Below are 18,838 nucleotides of genomic sequence, written 5' to 3'. Positions count from 1 at the left end.
TTCTAAACCTTGCTCTTTTTCTTTAAATTGCTAATCATTGATAAAACTACATAAAAGATTATCATTAATGGAATAGAAATGTATTGCAAAAAAATAATCATCAACAATGAAATGATTAAAAACAAATACTTTATTACATTATTTTTCACAGAATAATCTTTAAATTTCAGAGAAAATAAAGGAATTTCGGCATTCATTAAAAAAGTTAAAAGCAATGTAACTGCAATTAAAAAATAATTATTTGTAATGAATTGATGTGCAAATTCTATTGTAGAATACTCTTGAATTAATGGTAAGGATATTACAAACAAACTCATTGCTGGTGTTGGCAAACCTATAAAAGAATTTGATTGTCTTGTATCAATATTAAATTTTGCTAACCTATAACAAGCACCTAAAGTTAGTATTAAACCTAAAAACTGAATAGGATTTGATTTAAAACCATCCCAATTTATAATTTCAGATTCAATCCTAAAAGACCCCAAGTTATTATTTGTAGACAACAAATTAAACATAATAATTCCAGGTACAACTCCGCTTGTAACCATATCTGCTAAAGAGTCTAACTGCTTTCCTAGTTCTCCTGTAACATTTAGTAAACGTGCAGCAAATCCATCAAAAAAATCAAATAAAATTCCAATAACAACAAACAAACCTGCTAAAACAAAATTATTTTGCACAGCAAAAATAGTGGCAATTGTTCCACAAAATAAATTACCAAGTGTTAAAAAATTAGGAATGTATTTTTTAATATTCATTTTTAGTTAGATTTAGAAGCTAAAATAAGAAATCAAAATTTGTTGGTTTTCAATATTCTTAAATTTTTATCATATTTGTAAGAAAAGAAATTATATGCCTGTATTTACTTCAGACTACTCTCCTACTTTACCTTTTAAAAATGGTCATTTTAACACTATGTACAGACCGCTTTTTATGAAAGATATTTGCAGTTATTTACGCAAAAGAATTACTACTTGGGATCATGATTTTATAGATTTAGATTTTTCTATAGTTGGCTCTAAAACCTTGGTATTGCTCATTCATGGCTTAGAAGGAAGTTCTGATTCTCGTTATATGGCATCTACCACAAAACACCTAAACAAAAAAGGTTTAGATACAGTTTGTTTTAATTTAAGAGGTTGTTCTGGCGAAGACAATTTGTTGTTAAAAACATATCATAGCGGAAAAACCGATGATGTAGATTTTGTGATAAACTATTTACTAAAAAACTATAATTATAAAAATATTGTTATTGTTGGTTTTAGTTTAGGGGGTAATTTAACTTTAAAATATATGGGCGAAAAAGGGAAAAAAATATCACATAAAATAAAAGGCGGAATTGCAGTTTCTGTACCAATTGATATCGCTAGTGCAGAAGTAGAAATGGATAAATTAAAAAACAAATTATATATAGAGGTGTTTTTTAAAACAATGAAAACCAAGATTTTAGAAAAAGCTCATAAATTTCCTGAATATAATTTAGATAAAGACAAATTATTTAAAGCAACCAAATTTAAACATTTAGAATACTTATATACGGTTCCTATTTTTGGTTTCAAAAGTCCAGAAGATTATTGGCAAAAAGCAAGTTCTAAACCTTATTTATCTAATATTAAAAAACCAACTTTATTAATAAATGCTAAAGACGATACGTTTTTATCTAAAGAATGTTATCCTTTTGATGAAGCTCATAATTCTGATTATTTCTTTTTTGAAGGACCAAATTATGGTGGCCATGTAGGATTTATGTCATCATTTAAACCTTCAGAAAACACTTGGTTAGAGCAAAGAATTGAGCGTTTTATAAGAGAAAACATACAGATTCATATGTTATAAACAATATCTTTAAAAAACTACTGTTATTTTAGTATGTTTTTAGATATTTGTTATTGATAATTTTTCAACCTTTTGAAACAAAAAATAATATTTTTCCTGATACTTTTTCCGTTTTTTTTATCTGCTCAGGCATTTAGAAATTACTCAAACGAATTTCTAACAATAGGTGTAGATGCAGCTGCTTTAGGAATGAGTAAAAGTGTAGTTGCAACCTCTAATAATGTAAATTCTATATATTGGAATCCTGCTGGTTTAGTGGGTATAGAAGATTATCAAGGTTCTTTAATGCACGCTTCTTATTTTGCAGGAATTGCCAACTATAATTATGTAGGTTTTGCAATGCCAATAGACAAACAAAGTGCTGTTGGTGTATCTATAATTCGTTTTGGGGTTGATGATATTTTAAACACCACTGAATTAATAGATAGTGAAGGAAATATAGATTTTAATAGAATTAGCCTTTTTTCGGCATCAGATTATGCTTTTAATGTGGCTTATGCTAGAAACCTTCTTTTTAAAGATGTAAAATTAGGTGTAAACGCAAAAATTGTAAGAAGAATTATTGGTGATTTTGCTTCTTCTTGGGGATTTGGATTTGATGTAGGAATTCAATTTGAAAGAAATAACTGGCATTTTGGTTTAATGGCTAGAGATATAACTACAACTTTTAATAGTTGGGCAATTAATGAAAATGGTTTTCAAAAATTAAAAGATGCCAATTGGTTTGTTGATGATAAAGGGCAACAATTATTTGTTAGAGAAGTTAATGGACAAGAAATTTTAACTTACCAAGACAATCGTCCTTTTTTAGATGAAAATGGAAACACAATAAGTCCTAATCAAAAATTGCCACAAAGTACAGAATTAACAAAACCAAAATTGCAGTTAGGAGTTGCAAAAAAATGGAGAGTTGGCAGATTCTTAAACTTACTTACAGAAATAAATGCCAATGTTAGATTTGCTAAAACAAACGATATTTTTTCTTCAGATTTTGCAAGTATAGATCCAGCTCTGGGTTTTCAACTAGATTATGATAATCTTGTTTATTTAAGAGCTGGTGTTGGTAATTTTCAATATATAACAGAATTTAACAATACAAAATCGCTTTCTTTGCAACCTAATTTTGGAGTGGGTTTTTATTATAACGGAATTCAAATTGATTATGCATTAACCAATATTGCTAGTGTTGGCAATGCATTATATTCAAATATTTTTTCTGTAACAATCGATTATAGTTTTTTTAGACGCTAATTTTTATGATAAAAAAGTACTATTTTTTTCTCTTTATTTTTTTGATGCATTCCTCTTTAAAAGCTCAAGCTCAGCTTTCAGTTTATTCAGAAGTTAGTATTGTTACTGCGGGTCCTGGAGAAGAATTATATGAAGCTTTTGGGCATTCTGCAATTAGAATAAAAGACCCAGTTTTAAATTTAGATTTGATTTACAATTATGGAATGTTTGATTTTAATCAACCTAATTTTTATTCAAATTTTGCAAAAGGAAATATGATTTATAGCTTAGCACGTTATGATTTTAAATATTTTTTAGCGAGTTATAAAAGGGATAAACGTTGGGTAAAACAGCAAGTATTAAATTTAAATGAACAAGAAAAACAAGCTTATTTTTTATTTTTAGAAAAAAATGCTACTCCAAAAAATAGAAATTATCTTTATGATCCTTATTTTGATAATTGTGCCACTAAATTAAGAGATATTACAAATTCTATTTTAGGTGATAAAGTGGTTTTTAATGATGATAATTTAGAAAAAAAACTAACTTTTAGAGAACTAACCAACAATGAAATTCATTGGAATACTTGGGGGAGTTTAGGACTGAACTTAATTGCAGGTATTAAATTAGATGAACAGGCAACCTCAGAACAATATATGTACTTACCTGATTATGTGTATAGTTCATTTAAAAATGCAACTGTTTTTAAAAAAAATCAACCTAAAAAATTAGTGAAAAGAGAAAATATTCTTTTAAGTTTTAAAGAAAAAAAACAAAGTGTCGCTATTTTTAATCCTCTATTAATATTTAGCCTTCTTGCACTTTTAGGATTATTTATAACGTTTAAAGATTTTAAAAATGGTAAAAGAACAAAGTTATTAGATTTTATACTTTTTTCTTTTACTGGAATTATAGGTTGTATTTTGTTTTATTTATGGTTTTTCTCAAGTCATTCTACTGCACCCAATAATTTTAATATACTTTGGGCTTTCCCTATTAATTTATTAATCACTTTTGTTTTATTAAAAAATAAAACACCCAAATTGGTAGTTGTATACATAAAAATATTTTTAGGATTTTTAATTTTGATACCTATAATTTGGATTGCTAAAATTCAAGTTTTTCCAATTGCAATAATTCCTTTACTGATACTGCTTTTTATAAGAAGTTTCTATTTATCTAGAAACTTATTGACCTCTAAAATATAATATTGTAGTTATGGTTTTTATTAATATTTTAAAATCTAAAAAAGCATTTCTTTCTTTAATATAATACAAATCGTAACGTAGTTTTGTCTCTTGCTCTTCTAGCGTATTTGCATAAGGATAGTTTACTTGAGCCCAACCTGTTAATCCAGGTCTTACAATATGGCGAATGGCATAAAAAGGTATTTTTTCTTCTAAATCATTTACAAATTCTGGTCTTTCGGGTCTTGGACCAATAATACTCATATCTCCTTTTAAAATATTTATGAACTGAGGAAATTCATCTAACCTTGTTCTTCTTAAAAACTTACCAAATGAAGTTATTCTGGCATCATTAACTTTTGCCCAAACTGCGCCATTAGATTCAGCATTTTTTACCATAGAACGTAATTTATATATTTTAAAAAACTTTCCGTTTTCTCCTACTCTAATTTGAGTGTAAAAAAAAGGACCTCTATTAGCAAAAAGATTTGCAACTAAAAGAAACGGAGATAAAAATAAAAAAGTAAATAAACCAATTATAGATACAAAAATGTCAACTATTCTTAATCCAAAAAGGTAAAATCTATTGGTATTATTTTTCCCGAAATTAATATGTTTATAAAAATTATGATTTAAATATTCTTTAGGCACCCTTGCTGTTACTTCTTCATAAAAACTCTCGTAACTTACTATATTTACTCCTTTTTCGAACAATAAGATTAATTCTGAATTTAAAGATTTTATAACATCGTTAGACAAACCTTTGTTAGAAACAACTACTTCTGTAATAAAATTTTCATCAATTAATTTTGATATTTTATTATGATTTATGTCTTTAAAACCTTTAATTCCTTCTATTTCTTTATCAGATATATAGGTAGAAATATTGTGAAAAGAATCATTTTTAATCTTAAAAAGAAGGTTTTGTATTCTATCTGATTTACCAATAAAAACTATAGATTTAAAGTATTTTGGAGAAAATATTAATGACATATAAATAAATCTCCATATAATTATTGGTACAGACAAAATCAAGAAAAAATATACAATCTGTATTCTATTTTTTGGCAATTCTGGTGATAAAAAAGGTGTAAAAATATAAAATATTGTTGTTGCAAATGCAGTGAGTACAACTGCTCTTACCACCAAATATCTATTGTTTGATACATTTAAATTATAGAGTTGAAAAATTTGCCCTAAAATTATAAAGTAAAAACTTAATAGAAATAACCAGATAAAAATAGAACTACTATAAAAACTAATATAATTAAAATTAATATAAGTTGATACAAGCCATAAACTAAAAAAAAGAATTAATAGATCTATAATTCTTAAAAAAAGTTTTCTCTCAGATATGTTAATATAAGTTTTATTTTTGGTCAACAGTTTAAAATTTTATCAATTAATTAGGGGAATAAAAATGTTGATTCTATTGAGGGACAAGCAAATTTATAAAAAAAGATAATGAAAAACTTATAATAAGAAATTATTATCATAAATTTTATTAATTTGATTTTCTAATTTATAATCTTTAGAATGTAATTTTAAAGAATTTAAGCTTAATTCTTTATACTCTTCATCAGTCATTTTGGTATATTTAAATATACATTTTTTTAATTCATCAAAATTATTTGTATTAGAACTTAAACCTATTTTATGAGCATCAATAATTCTCTTACCTTCTCCTTCACCTAAAAAAAGAATGGGAACTCCTAATTGCAATAACTCAAAAATTTTAGAAGGTACAGCACCATAAATCCTGTTTTTTAAAGGAACAAAACCAACGTCATATTTTAAAATTTCCGATTTTATTTCTTCTGCTGATTTTATTCCGTGAAAAAAAATATTTTTTTGATTTTTTTTAGAAATTTCTTTTATTTTTTCTTCATCCATACCAGCACCATAAATATGAAACTCTGCATTAAGCGCTTTAAAATCGATTTCTTTACATATTTGTAATATTCCTTGTGCGTAACCCAATAAACCAGCATAAACAATCTTTAAATTTCCATCACTTCTTTTCTTAACAGAATATTCTTTAAATTTAGGAACGTTTCTATAAACAAGAAAATCTTTAGGAACAATTTTACGAATATGATTGATAATTTCTTCTGATTGCCCAATAACTTTGTCTGCCAACTTATAATTCAATTTTTCAATTTTTTCTAAAAAATTATAAAAAGTTCCTTTTTTAATTACACCTAATTCTAGAGCAGATAAAGGCCAAATATCAGAAACATTTAAAATATTTTTACAAAACATAGCTTTGCTTAAAATTAGCCCAGAAAGAGCTACAAGCAAAGGTGGAGATTGAATTATAAATACATCTGGCCTTTTTCTTATTAAAGAAAAAACAGAAAACCACATTGAAAAAGCAAAAGATAACATACTTAACAATCGTATAAATGGGTTTTTAGATTTTGATGGGAAAATCCAACATCTTTTTATTTTAATACCATCTATAATTTCATTACTATAAATCTTATTTTTATACTCTTTAAAAATGCTTCCTTTTGGGTAATTGGGTAAAGGAGATATAATTGTTATCTCATTTCCTTTTTCTTTTAAACCTTCTGCTAAATTCTTAATTCTATTAGCTGCAGCACCCATTTCTGGAGGAAAATAATTTGAAATAATAACAATTCTTTTGCTCAAAATTTAAATATCTAAAGTATTTTATTCTTTTAAAAGAGAAGTAAATTGTTTTAACTTACCACTTTTTGATCGCTTTAAACTATGTAATTTGATAAAAATAATATTTAAATTTGGTTCTAAATATTTAATTAAAGCTTCTTTTATTTTATTTTCTTCGTCTAAATTTAGTTTGTTTTCAGAAACATATTCTATTTGAAAAGTATCTAAAGTGTTCTGAATTACTTTAATCTCTTTTATTTTTCCAGAATCTTCCATAACAGACTTTGTAATATAATAAAATGTAAGTCCTGGTGCTATTTTTCCGCTAGGTAGTTTTACAATATCTTCACTTCTACCTTCTAATTTTTCTAAAATCCACTTTTTAGGATTTATCTTTTTTATAGCTCCTCTATCTCCTATTCTATATCTAATAAAAGGATGTGCTTTATTATATAAAGATGTTATAACAATATCTCCTACTTCACCCTCTTTAACAAGTTGATTATTGTTATCTATAACTTCTATATACAATGTTTCTGTATTTAAAACCCAGTTTCCTTCTGTATCTTCAAAAGCTATTAAATCTAATTCTGATGCGCCATACTCATTAACAATAGGAACTCCAAAACCTTTTTCGAGAGTTTTTCTATCTGCATCAAACAACATTTCTGAGGTTACAACGCAAGCTTTTAAAGATGGACAAACATTTTTTAACACTATTTTTTGAGATACCAAATATTTAGAAAAAACAACCAAAACACTTGTATAACCATTTAAATACACAAAATTGGTTTTTTCAAATTTTTGCAACCACTTTTTTAGAGCATTTTCTGAAACATCAAAAACATTAAAACGATACCTGTTAGAAAAAAAATCTTTTAAACGTTCTTTTTTTCTATGAAAACCTTTTTTGGGAATTCCGTAAAAACGGGCTTGTTTTTTTCCATATAAACAATGGTTGTTAAATCTATTTTCTATAACTGCCCAAGTTAACGCATGAGAGAATTTGTCTTTTGCAAAATAAAAAGGATTGCCTGTAGAACCAGAAGTTTTATTTTTAAATATTTTGTTTAATGGAAAGTCTTTACTTAGTCTATTTTTAAGTGGAATTTGTAAATCTTTTTTTTCTAAAATGGGTAAAGTTTCCCAATTAAATTTATCAATATTTATTAAAGTTTTATAAAAACTATTGTTTTTTATATGAAACGTTACAATTTCTCTTTTTTTTGCATCAATAAAATCTTTATAGTTTTCTTTGTCAATATTTTGTATTTTTTTTAATTTTTCTTTTGCTTTGCGGATAGGAAAACCATTCAATTTTAAAGATAAATCTATTAGGTTTAGGTTCATACCGTTATTTTAAAATTTCTAACCATTTATTTCTTACTACACTCCAATCAAACTGTTCTACTTTTTTTCTGGCATTATCAGATAAATCTGGATATTGATTATTTAAAATAGAAATAATTGCATTTTTCATCTGCTTTGCGTTCTCTCTTTCTACTAACAATCCATCCTTTTTATCATCAATTAAAAAAGGGATTCCACCAACATTTGTACTCACAACATGTAAACCTAAAGCCATAGCTTCTGTAACACTTACTGGTGTATTATCAATATTTGTTGTATTTATAAATATATCAAAATTTTGTGACTTTTGATGCCACGCTTCTTTAGACAAAACATTTGTGAATTCTACTGATTCTTCTAAGTTATTTTTTTTTACAAACTCTAAAGACTTTTTATAGGTTTCGTCTAAAAAAGGCCCTACCATACACAAGTTTGCATCAGAAAATTCTTTTTTAAGTAAAAGTAAAACTTCTAGTGCTAATAGAGGATTATAGATGCTCTTAAAAGATCTTACCCAAAATAATTTAGGTTTTAACAATTGTCTTTTTTTATATGGATAGCTTTTAATATCAATAGAATTTGGAATGTTTAACGTTTTAAATCCATAATCTTTAAAAACTGATTTTAAATAACCAGAAGGCGCTATATTGATGTATGAATTTTTAAAAATTAGTTTCGACAAATACTTATTGTTTTTTAATCTTACTGGTAAATTACCTCCGTGTAAAATTGGTATATACCGTAAATTAAACAATCTAGATAATTGTGAAATTATTAATGCGTAATAAAAATTAGTGGTACTGTATGTATCTATGAAAACATAATCTATTTTTATTCTTCGTTTTATTACTGATTGAACCATATCTAATAATCTTAAGAGTTTGTTAGATTTATTAGAGCTTACAAAAACTTCAAAATTTTCTTCTTCTAATTTTGAAACAAGGATTACTAATGCTGTTGGATATTTCGTTTTTTTATTAAGATTATTACCTATATAAAGAATTCTCTTATTCATCTATATCTTCTATTCGTATTAAACTTAATCCATATATAAACCCTGGTAAAGCAATTCTCATAGCAGAATGGTTTATTGTTAAAAACCAAATTGTATAAAAAGAAATAATAAATGCTTTTTGCAAATAATTTCCTCTAAAAAAATTAAATAAAGGAATAGTAACTAGCATTAATAAAATTAATAAACCTATAAATCCATGTTCTTCTAAAAGCCTACCTACTTCATTATGAGATGCTCCTGTTACATGTTCTAAACTTTTTAACCTTTCATATTTACCATTCCCAACTCCTATTCCTAATGGGGTTCTTAAAAAATTATCAATTTGAGTTTCTAGAATGTCTAATCTACCAGTAGTAATGTCTTTTTTAACTCCAATTGCATTTTTACCTGTATACCTATTATTTAGCATACCTCCTGTAATATTTGATGTATAAAGCCAAATAGCAATAATAAAAAACCCTGCTATAAATAAATATTTAAAAAGGATATTAAAAGAAATTCTTTTGTGAAAAATATAAAAAACCGAAAATAAAATAAGTGTAATAAATGATGCTAAAATACCTCCTCTAGAAAATGTTAGCAAACCTCGATAAGAAAAATATATTAAAAAAATTGAGTCTAAAAATAAATACCCCGTTAATTTATATTTAGAGAGTAACATTACTGTTAAAATAAACATTCCTAAACCAATAGCAGTTGCAACCTGATTAGGGCCAAAACCACCAGATGTAGCAAAGTTAGCTTCACCTCCAAAAACAATTTCTTTTAAATCGGGAGTTCTAAAATAAAGATATACAATCATAGAAAGCAATGGCAAGAGCATAAAAAATAAGGCATCCATTAATAATTTAAGCTTTACAGGTCTCTGAAAAAAATAAAAAGCAGAAATTCCTAAAACAATTGGTCCACTTAAATTAAACAACACATTCTTTCTTAAAGACTCTCCTTCTGGAACTTGCGTAAAAATAATCCCTATTAAAAGTAAAAATAAATAGGTTAAATATTGAATTGAAAAAGTTTGTTTAAACCTTGAATATAACATTCCCAATATTAAAAAAATAATAACAGCATACTTGCCTGTTTCATATAAAATAAAACCACCTGTCATTCTAATAAAAACTTCTGCACCTACTAAGTAAGCTGCAGACAGAAATGCCACTTCGTTCTCATTTCCTTCTGAATAAATAAGGAATATAGGAAGCGTTATACATATTAAGCCAAGCATACTAGGAAACAAAGGCAATGTGCCTAAAAAACCAAACACTAAGTGTATAATAATAATAGTACGTTTGTTATTTAATATTTTCTCTTGCAAAACTATTTACTGTATATATCTATTATTTTTTTTATAAAAGTTTCTTTAGAATAATTATTTAAAACATTAATATAATGTTTCTCCGAAAATTCTAATTTCACTTTCTCTGAGTTAGCTAATAAACTCATTTTCTCAGACAACGCTAAGGCACTCATTGCAGGAATCACAAAACCAGAAACATTATTCATAACTACTCTAGAGCATTCCCCTACATTAGTTACCACAACTGGTAATTTTGCCAAACCATACTCTAACAAAGATATAGGTAAACCTTCAGACTTTGATGATAAAACACCTATTGAACTTTGGTTTAAAATATTTAAAATATCTAAACAAGCTCCATATACAAAAATATGGTTTTGTAACCCTTTTTGTTTAATTAACTTAAGTATTTTTTTTGAGTAAATATCATCATTAATTCCTCCAACTAAATGTAATGTCCATTCTTTATTTTTTTCAACAAAAAGTTCAAAAGCATTAATTAATGTAAAATGATCTTTCTGCTCTCTAAATGCAGCTAAATGAACAATTCTTTTGCCTTCCTCTCCTTTAAGTATTGTAACGGGTTCTGTTTTATTAAAACTCGGAAAGTTATTTAAAAAATAGACATTGCTACATAATAATTTAGACGTAGCCCATTTTTTAAGATTAGAATTAACACTAATAATTGCTTTAAAGAAAAAAGAAGCATACTTTAAAGGAAATAATTTTCTTTTATTTAACTCTTGTGAAACTCCAAAATGATCATGCCATATTATTTTTACTTTTGGATAAAAACATTTTACACTAAAAGCAATAAAATATGAAGAACTATGTGCATGAATAATAGTAATATTATTTTTAATTAAATAAGTTCTTAATTTAAATATCGATTTTAAATCTATAGTATTCTTTCTGTTTAAGAATAAGTAACCAACATCTTTACTTAGATTGCTAATTAATTTCCCCTCAATTCTTGTGGAGCATAAATGTGAATTTAAATTATTATGGCCTAAAGAATTCGCAATATTAACAGCTAAAACCTCTGCACCACCCGTGTTAAGATTATCTATAATTTGAATGACTCCAATTTTATTCATCAGATTAAAAGTTTTTTTATTTCTGATTCAAATTTTTCTAAAGTAAATTTATGAGACCATTTCTGAGCATTAATTACTTGTTGTTGATATAAATCTTCGTTTTTTATGCTATTTATTATCAGATTAGACAATTCGTCTTCTTCAATTTTATCTTTAACTAAAATACCTCTATTACCATTATCTAACATATATGCTACACAAGAAACTTTAGATGATATTGGCAAACATCTCCAAAACATTGCTTCTGCAACAACTTTTGGCCAGCCTTCAGATTTTGAAATAAAAATCAAAAAATGTGCTTCTTGATATGCTTTTTTTACAACTTCTTTTGGTTGATTACCGTGTAAATTGATGTTTTTTTCTAAAGAATTTTCTTCGATATAATTTTTTATCAACTCAAATTCTTTACCATTACCATACATATCTAACTGTACGTCATAATTTTTAGACAATAATTTTTGAATAGTTTTTACGCTAAGTATTGGTTGTTTTCCTTTAGAAAAAGCGCCAACATAAATAAATTTTATTTTTTTTGATAACTCTTTTTTCGTTATTTCTTTAATTTCATTTTTATGATAAGAAGCCGTAAAAAAAGGAATTATATTTTTAGATTGATTTTTCCATTTTCCATACACCAAAACTTTACAGTTTTTGGTTAAAAAAGTATTAGAAAGAATCCACTTTTGAATTCTGTAACTTAAAGGTTGTTTACTATTAGGATCCCAATTACCAGCATATTTTACTGTTTTGTTCTTAAAGGGAAATAAAATTTGAACAAAACAACCTAATAAACCAATGTTTCCTGGACATCTTAGATGAATATGGTCTGCCCATATCATAGATTTAAAAAGTTTAAAAATTATTATTGGAATTAAAAAAAAAGAAAATAGTTTATTCCTTAAAGTAAGAATATTAAAGGCAGGAATTTTAGAAACGGATATTGTTGAATGCAAATAATTTGTTTCTATTCTATTTATTTTTTCTTTAGAAATTGGAGCAACAATACTAATTTCATCTACATATTTTGACCATAAATTCATTTCTCTTACAAATGGTTCATAAGCGTATATTAAATTAGATTCTTTTTTATGAACTGCGTGAGAAACTATTAAAAACTTCAATTTTATTATATTATAGATTTATAAAAATCAATATTTTTTTCAACTATTTTATTAGTATCAAATTTATACAAAATATAATCTCTACTTTTTTTTATTAAAGATTCTTTTAAAGAATCATTACTTAATAATTTGCTAATTGTTTTTTTAATACTCAAAATATCAAAAGGATTAAAAAATAAAGCAGATTCACTATCATTAACGATTTCTTTAAAAGGAGGAATATTGCTAACTGCCACTGCTTTGCCCATTGCCATTGCCTCTATTATAGTTAATCCAAAAGATTCTGATAAAGATGGATATACACAAACCTCTGCACTTTCAATTATTTCTGGTATTTTTTCATAAGGTACAGCTCCTTTAAAAGTTACTCCATTATTAATTATAGTAGCATACTTTTGTTTTAGATAATTTGTATAAGATATTTTTCCTTCTTCTTTCCAATCTCTCCCTATAACTTCTAAATGTATATATGGATATTCCTTTTTTAATTTTTTAAAAGATAAAATTAATTTCTCAATTCCTTTTTTTTCACAAACTGTTCCAATAAAAACAATTTTTCCTTTTTTTTCTTTTAAAGGATTGCTTTTATAAAACTTTTTTAATTGAATTCCATTATATATTACTTTATAGTTAAAGTTATGCTTATGTAATTTTTTTGATTTATTACCAACATATTTACTTACCGCTACAAAAAAATCAGCCTTTTTAAAAGATATTCTTTCTTGGTATCCTTTCCATAAAGCAACACTTTTTCCCATTTCTGAAGAAAAAAAATAATGACCTCCATGCAATCTTATTACTTTTTTATAATACGTGTTTTTAGGAAAAAAAGCAAAATTAAGTTCACTTCCTTCAATTATATTTATTACATTTTTTTTATTTATATGATCTATTACCTTAAGAATTCTTTTACTATGATCATAAAACTTTGCAATTTTCCATTTAGATTTTCTTAGTCTATAAATATTTATTTTTCCTTCTGATGAAAATTCATCAATAAAACTATTATTAATTCCAATTACACTTACATCAATATTTCTTTTTGATAAATTTTCAGCTAGAAATTTAACAAAACTTCCTATACCTCCTTGCGAGGTTTCTTTTTTAGGATATTCACTAGTTAAGAAACAGATGTGCATTCTTCTATTATTTTTTTAGCGAGTTTTTTTGAATTATTTTCTATTGGATGATTAATAATCTTTTGCAACCATAGTGATCTTTCTTTTCCAATTGTATTTGGTTCTTTTAAAGCTCTTTTAACAAGTGGAAAAAAATCTGACTTGCTATTAACCCAACCAACAGCATCTATTCCATTCATACTTTGAAAATGTTCAAACTTATAAATTTTTTCTACAGACCAAGTTTTATCTTTTTTTGGATTGTAATTCAAATACAAGCAAGGTTTATTATAAACAGCAAAATCATGAGCCATTGTGCTACCCAAATTAATTACCAAATCTGAATGTAAACAGGTATTAACCAGTAATTTAAGATCATTAATTGACGGGTAGATTAATGAAAATGAATTCTTTTCTGATTCTTTTTCAACTCGCCAATCTGGATTTATTACCGTAATTATATCTTTATGATTTTTTAGAACAACATCAAATCTTGAGCTGAAATCTACGGGACATCTTCTAAAAATAATTTGTGGCCTATCATTCTTTTCAAAGTTTAAAAGTGAGCAGCATAAATCATCTAAAAAATCTTGATCATAAGGAGATGACATAATATCATCTCCAGAAAAACAAATAGTTTTTCTTTTTATATCTAAATTATAATGTTTAAAAAATTTTTCTTTTGTTAATTTAAATTCATCTTTTTTATAGAATTCAAATTGAGGAGAACCAACTACAAAAACATTTTTAGGATGAATTTCTTTATATAACAAACACAATTGTTTTTTCATTAATTTAGACCAAACAAAATATGATTGAGGTCTGCAAATTAATCTCCCTTTTGGTACATTATCCCATGAAAAAATTACTGTACTATTCTTAATATTTAAATCTTTAGCGGCTAATAAAACAGGTGTTGTTATTGGTGCTCTTTGGTGTAAGTTAATAATATAATCTGGCTTTAATTCATCTAAATCTTTAATTGCATTTTTATATGCCTGAGTTGATTTGGTTAAATCTTCATATTTTTTTTCAGAAGCTCTAATTAAATTATAATTTAAAGACAATACTCTACCTACAATCTTACAAAGAGCGTAAAATACTTTTAACTTAAATGATTTAGGGTTTTTACCCCAAAAATATTTTATTGATTTGTTTTCTAAAGATTTAGAAAAAAATATCAACCTTGCAAAAGCAGAAGATTCTCTTAATAATCTTAATTGAAAATTTTCTTTTAAATTAGGTAATTCTTTCTTTTTTATTATAATATTTGGGCAGGCAAATTCTATCTCTTTAATTGCTGAATGAGAAATTTTATGATATAATTGTATTTCAAAACCATTTAAAACTAGTTCTTTTGTTAAACTAGAATATAAATAATTCCTTATACCAACTCCGTCAGGAACTAAAAATAAAATCCTCAAAATTAATATTTCTTTATGTGTACAATTTTCCAAGGAAGCATTAAATGTCCTTTAAATTGTGTACCGTTAATAATTCTTGTTGCAATATTTTTTCCAGCAATTTTACTTTGCTCTTGATAATGTTTTTCTATTTTTTCTTCATCAAAAGAGTCTTCATAAATTATAACACTTCCTGAATCTCCAACCACTTTTTTTATGAAATCTTCTGTATAAATATTAACATACATAAATGAAGTAAGTTCACAATTATCATCTAAAGTTTTTGTTAATGCTTTTTTTGTTATTAAAATTTCATTACCAATTAGCATTCTTATAAAAACATCATTTTTAGAAACTCTAACTAATTCTCTAATTGCTTTACATACATTTGGTATATGCGGAATTGTATTTGAGCAAATTGCAATATCAAACATATTGTCTTCTACTGGTAACTCTCTTACATCTCCATAAATAAAATTATAATTAGGGTTATTTTTAAAAATTTTATTTCCATCAGAAACGTGTTCTTGAGTAATATCTACACCTAAATATTTAAAATCATTTTTTATTTTTTTTTGTAAACTTAATATAAAATGTCCTGGGCCAGAGCCAGCATCTAAGATACTGTTTTGTTCTTTAGATTTGTTTCTAATTATATCAGAAATATGTTTAGCAGCTTCCATTTCATCTTTTAAACCTTTAGCTCTTTCGCTTAATTCTTTCTGATAATAATTTCTTTCAGACCAATAATTCCATTCAGCCATTTTATATATTTTTAAAAATTTGTAGTATTTTTTTTGCTATAAAAATTTCAGTTTTTTCAATAGACTCTCTTGTATAACCAGCAATATGTGGTGTAATTATAACATTTTCATTTTCTTTAGCGTAAGTAATTAATTTATTATTCTTTACTTCTGGTTCTTTATATAAAACATCGGTTGCATATCCTTTTACTTTACCTGATTTTAGATGTTTAAGAATATCATCTTCATTTACAACTCCTCCTCTAGAGGTATTTACAATATACAAACTAGTTTTAATTTTTTCTAAAACTGAATTATTTATTAAAAATTGAGTGGAATAATCATATGTTAAATGAATAGATAAAATATCTACTTTTGACACTAGTTCTTCTATAGTTTCACATCTTACAAAATGGGTGTCTTTATTATCAATTTTATCATAATAAAACACGTTCATACCAAAGGCTTTAGCATAATCAGCAGTAATTTTACCTAACCTACCTAAACCTAAAATTCCAATCTTTTTTTTATATAATTCTTCTCCTTGAAATAAATTTCTGTTCCATTGATAAGATTCTGAATGCAAAAAGGCAGATTTAGACTTTCTTATTAATGCTAACATTAACCCAAAAGAGTGTTCTGCAGTAGCTCTAACCTCTTTTAAAAACTCAGTTTCTCCTTTTAAACTAATAACTGATATGTTTTTTTTCTTACAAAATTCTAAATCTATATGATCTAAACCTGTTACTGCACAAAGTATATATTTACACTTAGCAGTTTCTAAAATATTTTTTGTTAATTTATGATTAAGCCTAAACCAAAAAACATCACAATTTTGTAAACATTCTTTAAGTTTTTTTTCTGAAGTAATATTAACATAATTAATAGAAGCTACTTTAGATAATATATTATGAGCCTCTTGTGTTAATTTTGTTATACCAGAAATATTTGTAATCATTTACTAAATTTAAAGATTTAAAGATTTTAATAATGCATCTGCTACTATTAAATCTCTTTCAGTATCAATATTAATCCATTTTTCTTCTGGCATAATAAATGGTTTTTTGCTATCTAAAATTAACTTTTTATTTTTTAAGAAGTCTTTTGTTTTAACAGCATATATACAGCCATTTCTTAGGTATACAGGAGGCAAATCTTGCCTTCTTTTTTTTTCATTTTCTTTTTGCAATGAAGAAAGGTAATTATCTTTTATTATATACATTCTTGCTGGATGTACATCTGAAAGCTCTACAACAGAAACCACACAATTTGTTTCATCATCTTCATAAAACATTTTTATGACATCATCTATGTCTTTTGCACAAGTTGCAGGAGCTGTTGGTTGCAATAATACTATAATATCATAATCTTCTTTTAAATATTCTAACACTTCTAATATTACTGGTTCAATTTTCGCCTTGTCTGTAGCATTTATTTTGGATCTTTTATGAAATTTACATTCTAATTTTTTAACAACATCAATAATCTGATTACTATCTGAAGACACAATAAAATCAGTTAAATATGTACTTTTTTTTGCTGCAGAAATTACATAGCTTATTAAAGGTTTTCCGTTTAATATTCTAATATTTTTATTTTTGACACCTTTAGAACCTCCTCTTGCTGGTATTATTCCTAAAACTTTCATTAATACATAATTGTTTTATGAAATGTAAAATCTGTGTTTGCAATAATTTCTGCTATTTTTTCACCAGAATTGCCATCTCCATAAATATTTTCTGAAACGATATCTGTTGTTTCTAATCTATTTTTTATTGCATTAATAATATCTGTTTTGTCATATAAAGCATCAATAATATTTGAACCTCTTTGTCTTCTATTTTGACGACTACCAATATTAACTACTGGCACACCTAAATAAGAACATTCTCTAACACCTACACTAGAGTTACCTATTAAGCATTTACTATTTACCAATAATTTTAAAAAATCGTTAGGTTGCATATTTTTAAAAAAATGAATGTTTTTAGGTTTTATATTTTCTCTAAAAGATCGAATTCCATTAGAAGTTCCGTCTGACCCTGCATCAACATTTGGCCAAAACCAAAAAGTTGGTATATCTAGGTCATAAATTGCTTCTAAGGTTTTTAAAACATCTTTTCTGGCAGAACTATATTCTGTTGTAACAGGATGCTGCATTACAACTAAATAACCAGGCTTCCAATTAATCTGTTCTCCAACTCCTCCATATTTTTGAAGTGGATCAAAATCTAATTTTGGGGTTTCTTTTATTTCTTTTGCTAAATCTATGGATGGACAACCTGTGTTAAAAACCATAGCAGGGTTTTCTCCCATTTTGACAACTCTATTTTTAGCATCTTCTGAAGCTACTAGATGTAAATCTGCTAATTTTGTATTAGCGTGACGCACTTTTTCATCTATATTACCAGTAACTTCTCCGCCTTGAATATGGATTAATGGTATATTTTGATAAGATGCAGCAATTGAAGTCGCAATTGTTTCAAACCTATCTGCTATAGTAATTACAGCATCTGGTTGTAATTTATAGAAAACATTTGCTAATTCCATAACTCCTAAACCCGTAGTTTTTGCCATAGATGTTGGATTTTCACCTTCTAAAACCATAAAGACTTTTTCAGATATTATAAAACCATCATTTTCAATAAAATCTACAGCATTACCATATCTACCTAATAAAGCAGAACCAGCTATGACTAATTGTAATTCTAATTTTGGATGATTTTTAATGGCAGTTAAAGCCGTTTTTATACGACTATATGAAGGTCTTGCAGTTACAACTACACATATTTTTTTAATAGGCATAT

General features: G+C 25.9%; 17 protein-coding genes. 3 read left to right on the top strand and 14 right to left on the bottom strand.

The window, feature by feature from the left end:
• Positions 1–2: 2 nt before the first annotated feature.
• The gene (locus ACY2RX_RS00585; RefSeq protein ID WP_490102010.1) at positions 3–758 is read right to left on the bottom strand and encodes a CDP-alcohol phosphatidyltransferase family protein; all 756 of its coding nucleotides are present in this window, start codon (positions 756–758) and stop codon (positions 3–5) included.
• A 94-nt stretch (positions 759–852) separates the two neighbouring features.
• Here ACY2RX_RS00585 and ACY2RX_RS00580 point away from each other — a divergent pair, with 94 nt between their 5' ends.
• The 3 genes from ACY2RX_RS00580 (at position 853) to ACY2RX_RS00570 (ending at position 4,274) form a co-directional block, all read left to right on the top strand.
• On the top strand, positions 853–1,836 hold the full coding sequence (locus ACY2RX_RS00580) for a YheT family hydrolase (protein ID WP_490102009.1): 984 nt from the start codon (positions 853–855) through the stop codon (positions 1,834–1,836).
• Between the two features lie 72 nt (positions 1,837–1,908).
• Positions 1,909–3,087, top strand: coding sequence for a PorV/PorQ family protein (locus tag ACY2RX_RS00575; RefSeq protein WP_490102008.1), 1,179 nt, complete (start codon positions 1,909–1,911; stop codon positions 3,085–3,087).
• Between the two features lie 5 nt (positions 3,088–3,092).
• On the top strand, positions 3,093–4,274 hold the full coding sequence (locus ACY2RX_RS00570; RefSeq protein WP_490102007.1) for a lipoprotein N-acyltransferase Lnb domain-containing protein: 1,182 nt from the start codon (positions 3,093–3,095) through the stop codon (positions 4,272–4,274).
• Here the strand turns inward: ACY2RX_RS00570 and ACY2RX_RS00565 are convergent.
• From ACY2RX_RS00565 to neuC, 13 genes are all read right to left on the bottom strand, one after another.
• Positions 4,254–5,636, bottom strand: a complete 1,383-nt coding sequence (locus tag ACY2RX_RS00565) for an exopolysaccharide biosynthesis polyprenyl glycosylphosphotransferase (RefSeq protein WP_490102006.1) — start codon at positions 5,634–5,636, stop codon at positions 4,254–4,256. The two genes, ACY2RX_RS00570 and ACY2RX_RS00565, sit on opposite strands and share 21 nt — an antisense overlap.
• Positions 5,637–5,726: 90 nt before the next feature.
• On the bottom strand, positions 5,727–6,908 hold the full coding sequence (locus ACY2RX_RS00560; protein WP_490102005.1) for a glycosyltransferase family 4 protein: 1,182 nt from the start codon (positions 6,906–6,908) through the stop codon (positions 5,727–5,729).
• A 21-nt stretch (positions 6,909–6,929) separates the two neighbouring features.
• Positions 6,930–8,237, bottom strand: coding sequence for a phenylacetate--CoA ligase family protein (locus tag ACY2RX_RS00555; RefSeq protein WP_490102004.1), 1,308 nt, complete (start codon positions 8,235–8,237; stop codon positions 6,930–6,932).
• A 4-nt stretch (positions 8,238–8,241) separates the two neighbouring features.
• The gene (locus tag ACY2RX_RS00550) at positions 8,242–9,252 is read right to left on the bottom strand and encodes a glycosyltransferase family 4 protein (protein WP_490102003.1); all 1,011 of its coding nucleotides are present in this window, start codon (positions 9,250–9,252) and stop codon (positions 8,242–8,244) included.
• Positions 9,245–10,567 carry an O-antigen ligase family protein gene (locus ACY2RX_RS00545; RefSeq protein ID WP_490102002.1) on the bottom strand — a complete coding sequence of 441 codons (1,323 nt, stop codon included), beginning with the start codon at positions 10,565–10,567 and terminating at the stop codon, positions 9,245–9,247. The genes ACY2RX_RS00550 and ACY2RX_RS00545 overlap by 8 nt, the downstream gene beginning before the upstream one ends.
• Before the next feature lie 2 nt (positions 10,568–10,569).
• Positions 10,570–11,646 carry a glycosyltransferase gene (locus ACY2RX_RS00540; RefSeq protein WP_490102001.1) on the bottom strand — a complete coding sequence of 359 codons (1,077 nt, stop codon included), beginning with the start codon at positions 11,644–11,646 and terminating at the stop codon, positions 10,570–10,572.
• Entirely contained in the window at positions 11,646–12,767 is a 1,122-nt protein-coding gene (locus ACY2RX_RS00535; RefSeq protein ID WP_490102000.1) for a glycosyltransferase, read from the bottom strand. Before ACY2RX_RS00535 ends, ACY2RX_RS00540 begins: the two co-directional genes overlap by 1 nt.
• A gap of 5 nt (positions 12,768–12,772) precedes the next feature.
• A complete protein-coding gene (locus tag ACY2RX_RS00530) occupies positions 12,773–13,906 on the bottom strand; it encodes a glycosyltransferase family 4 protein (RefSeq protein WP_490101999.1) in 1,134 nt (377 codons plus the stop codon).
• Positions 13,888–15,309 (bottom strand): glycosyltransferase family protein, encoded by a 1,422-nt coding sequence (locus ACY2RX_RS00525; RefSeq protein WP_490101998.1) that lies wholly within the window; start codon positions 15,307–15,309, stop codon positions 13,888–13,890. The genes ACY2RX_RS00530 and ACY2RX_RS00525 overlap by 19 nt, the downstream gene beginning before the upstream one ends.
• 2 nt (positions 15,310–15,311) lie before the next feature.
• Positions 15,312–16,052, bottom strand: a complete 741-nt coding sequence (locus ACY2RX_RS00520) for a class I SAM-dependent methyltransferase (RefSeq protein ID WP_490101997.1) — start codon at positions 16,050–16,052, stop codon at positions 15,312–15,314.
• 1 nt (position 16,053) lies between these two features.
• The gene (locus ACY2RX_RS00515) at positions 16,054–16,989 is read right to left on the bottom strand and encodes an NAD(P)-dependent oxidoreductase (protein ID WP_490101996.1); all 936 of its coding nucleotides are present in this window, start codon (positions 16,987–16,989) and stop codon (positions 16,054–16,056) included.
• Between the two features lie 9 nt (positions 16,990–16,998).
• On the bottom strand, positions 16,999–17,679 hold the full coding sequence (locus tag ACY2RX_RS00510; protein ID WP_490101995.1) for an acylneuraminate cytidylyltransferase family protein: 681 nt from the start codon (positions 17,677–17,679) through the stop codon (positions 16,999–17,001).
• Positions 17,679–18,836 carry a UDP-N-acetylglucosamine 2-epimerase gene (gene neuC, locus ACY2RX_RS00505; RefSeq protein ID WP_490101994.1) on the bottom strand — a complete coding sequence of 386 codons (1,158 nt, stop codon included), beginning with the start codon at positions 18,834–18,836 and terminating at the stop codon, positions 17,679–17,681. The genes ACY2RX_RS00510 and neuC overlap by 1 nt, the downstream gene beginning before the upstream one ends.
• Positions 18,837–18,838 lie beyond the last annotated feature (2 nt).

It is taken from the genome of Polaribacter sp. 2405UD43-2 (assembly GCF_058147125.1).
Note: the sequence above shows the minus strand (reverse complement) of the source record. Positions and strands in the feature narration are given on the sequence as shown.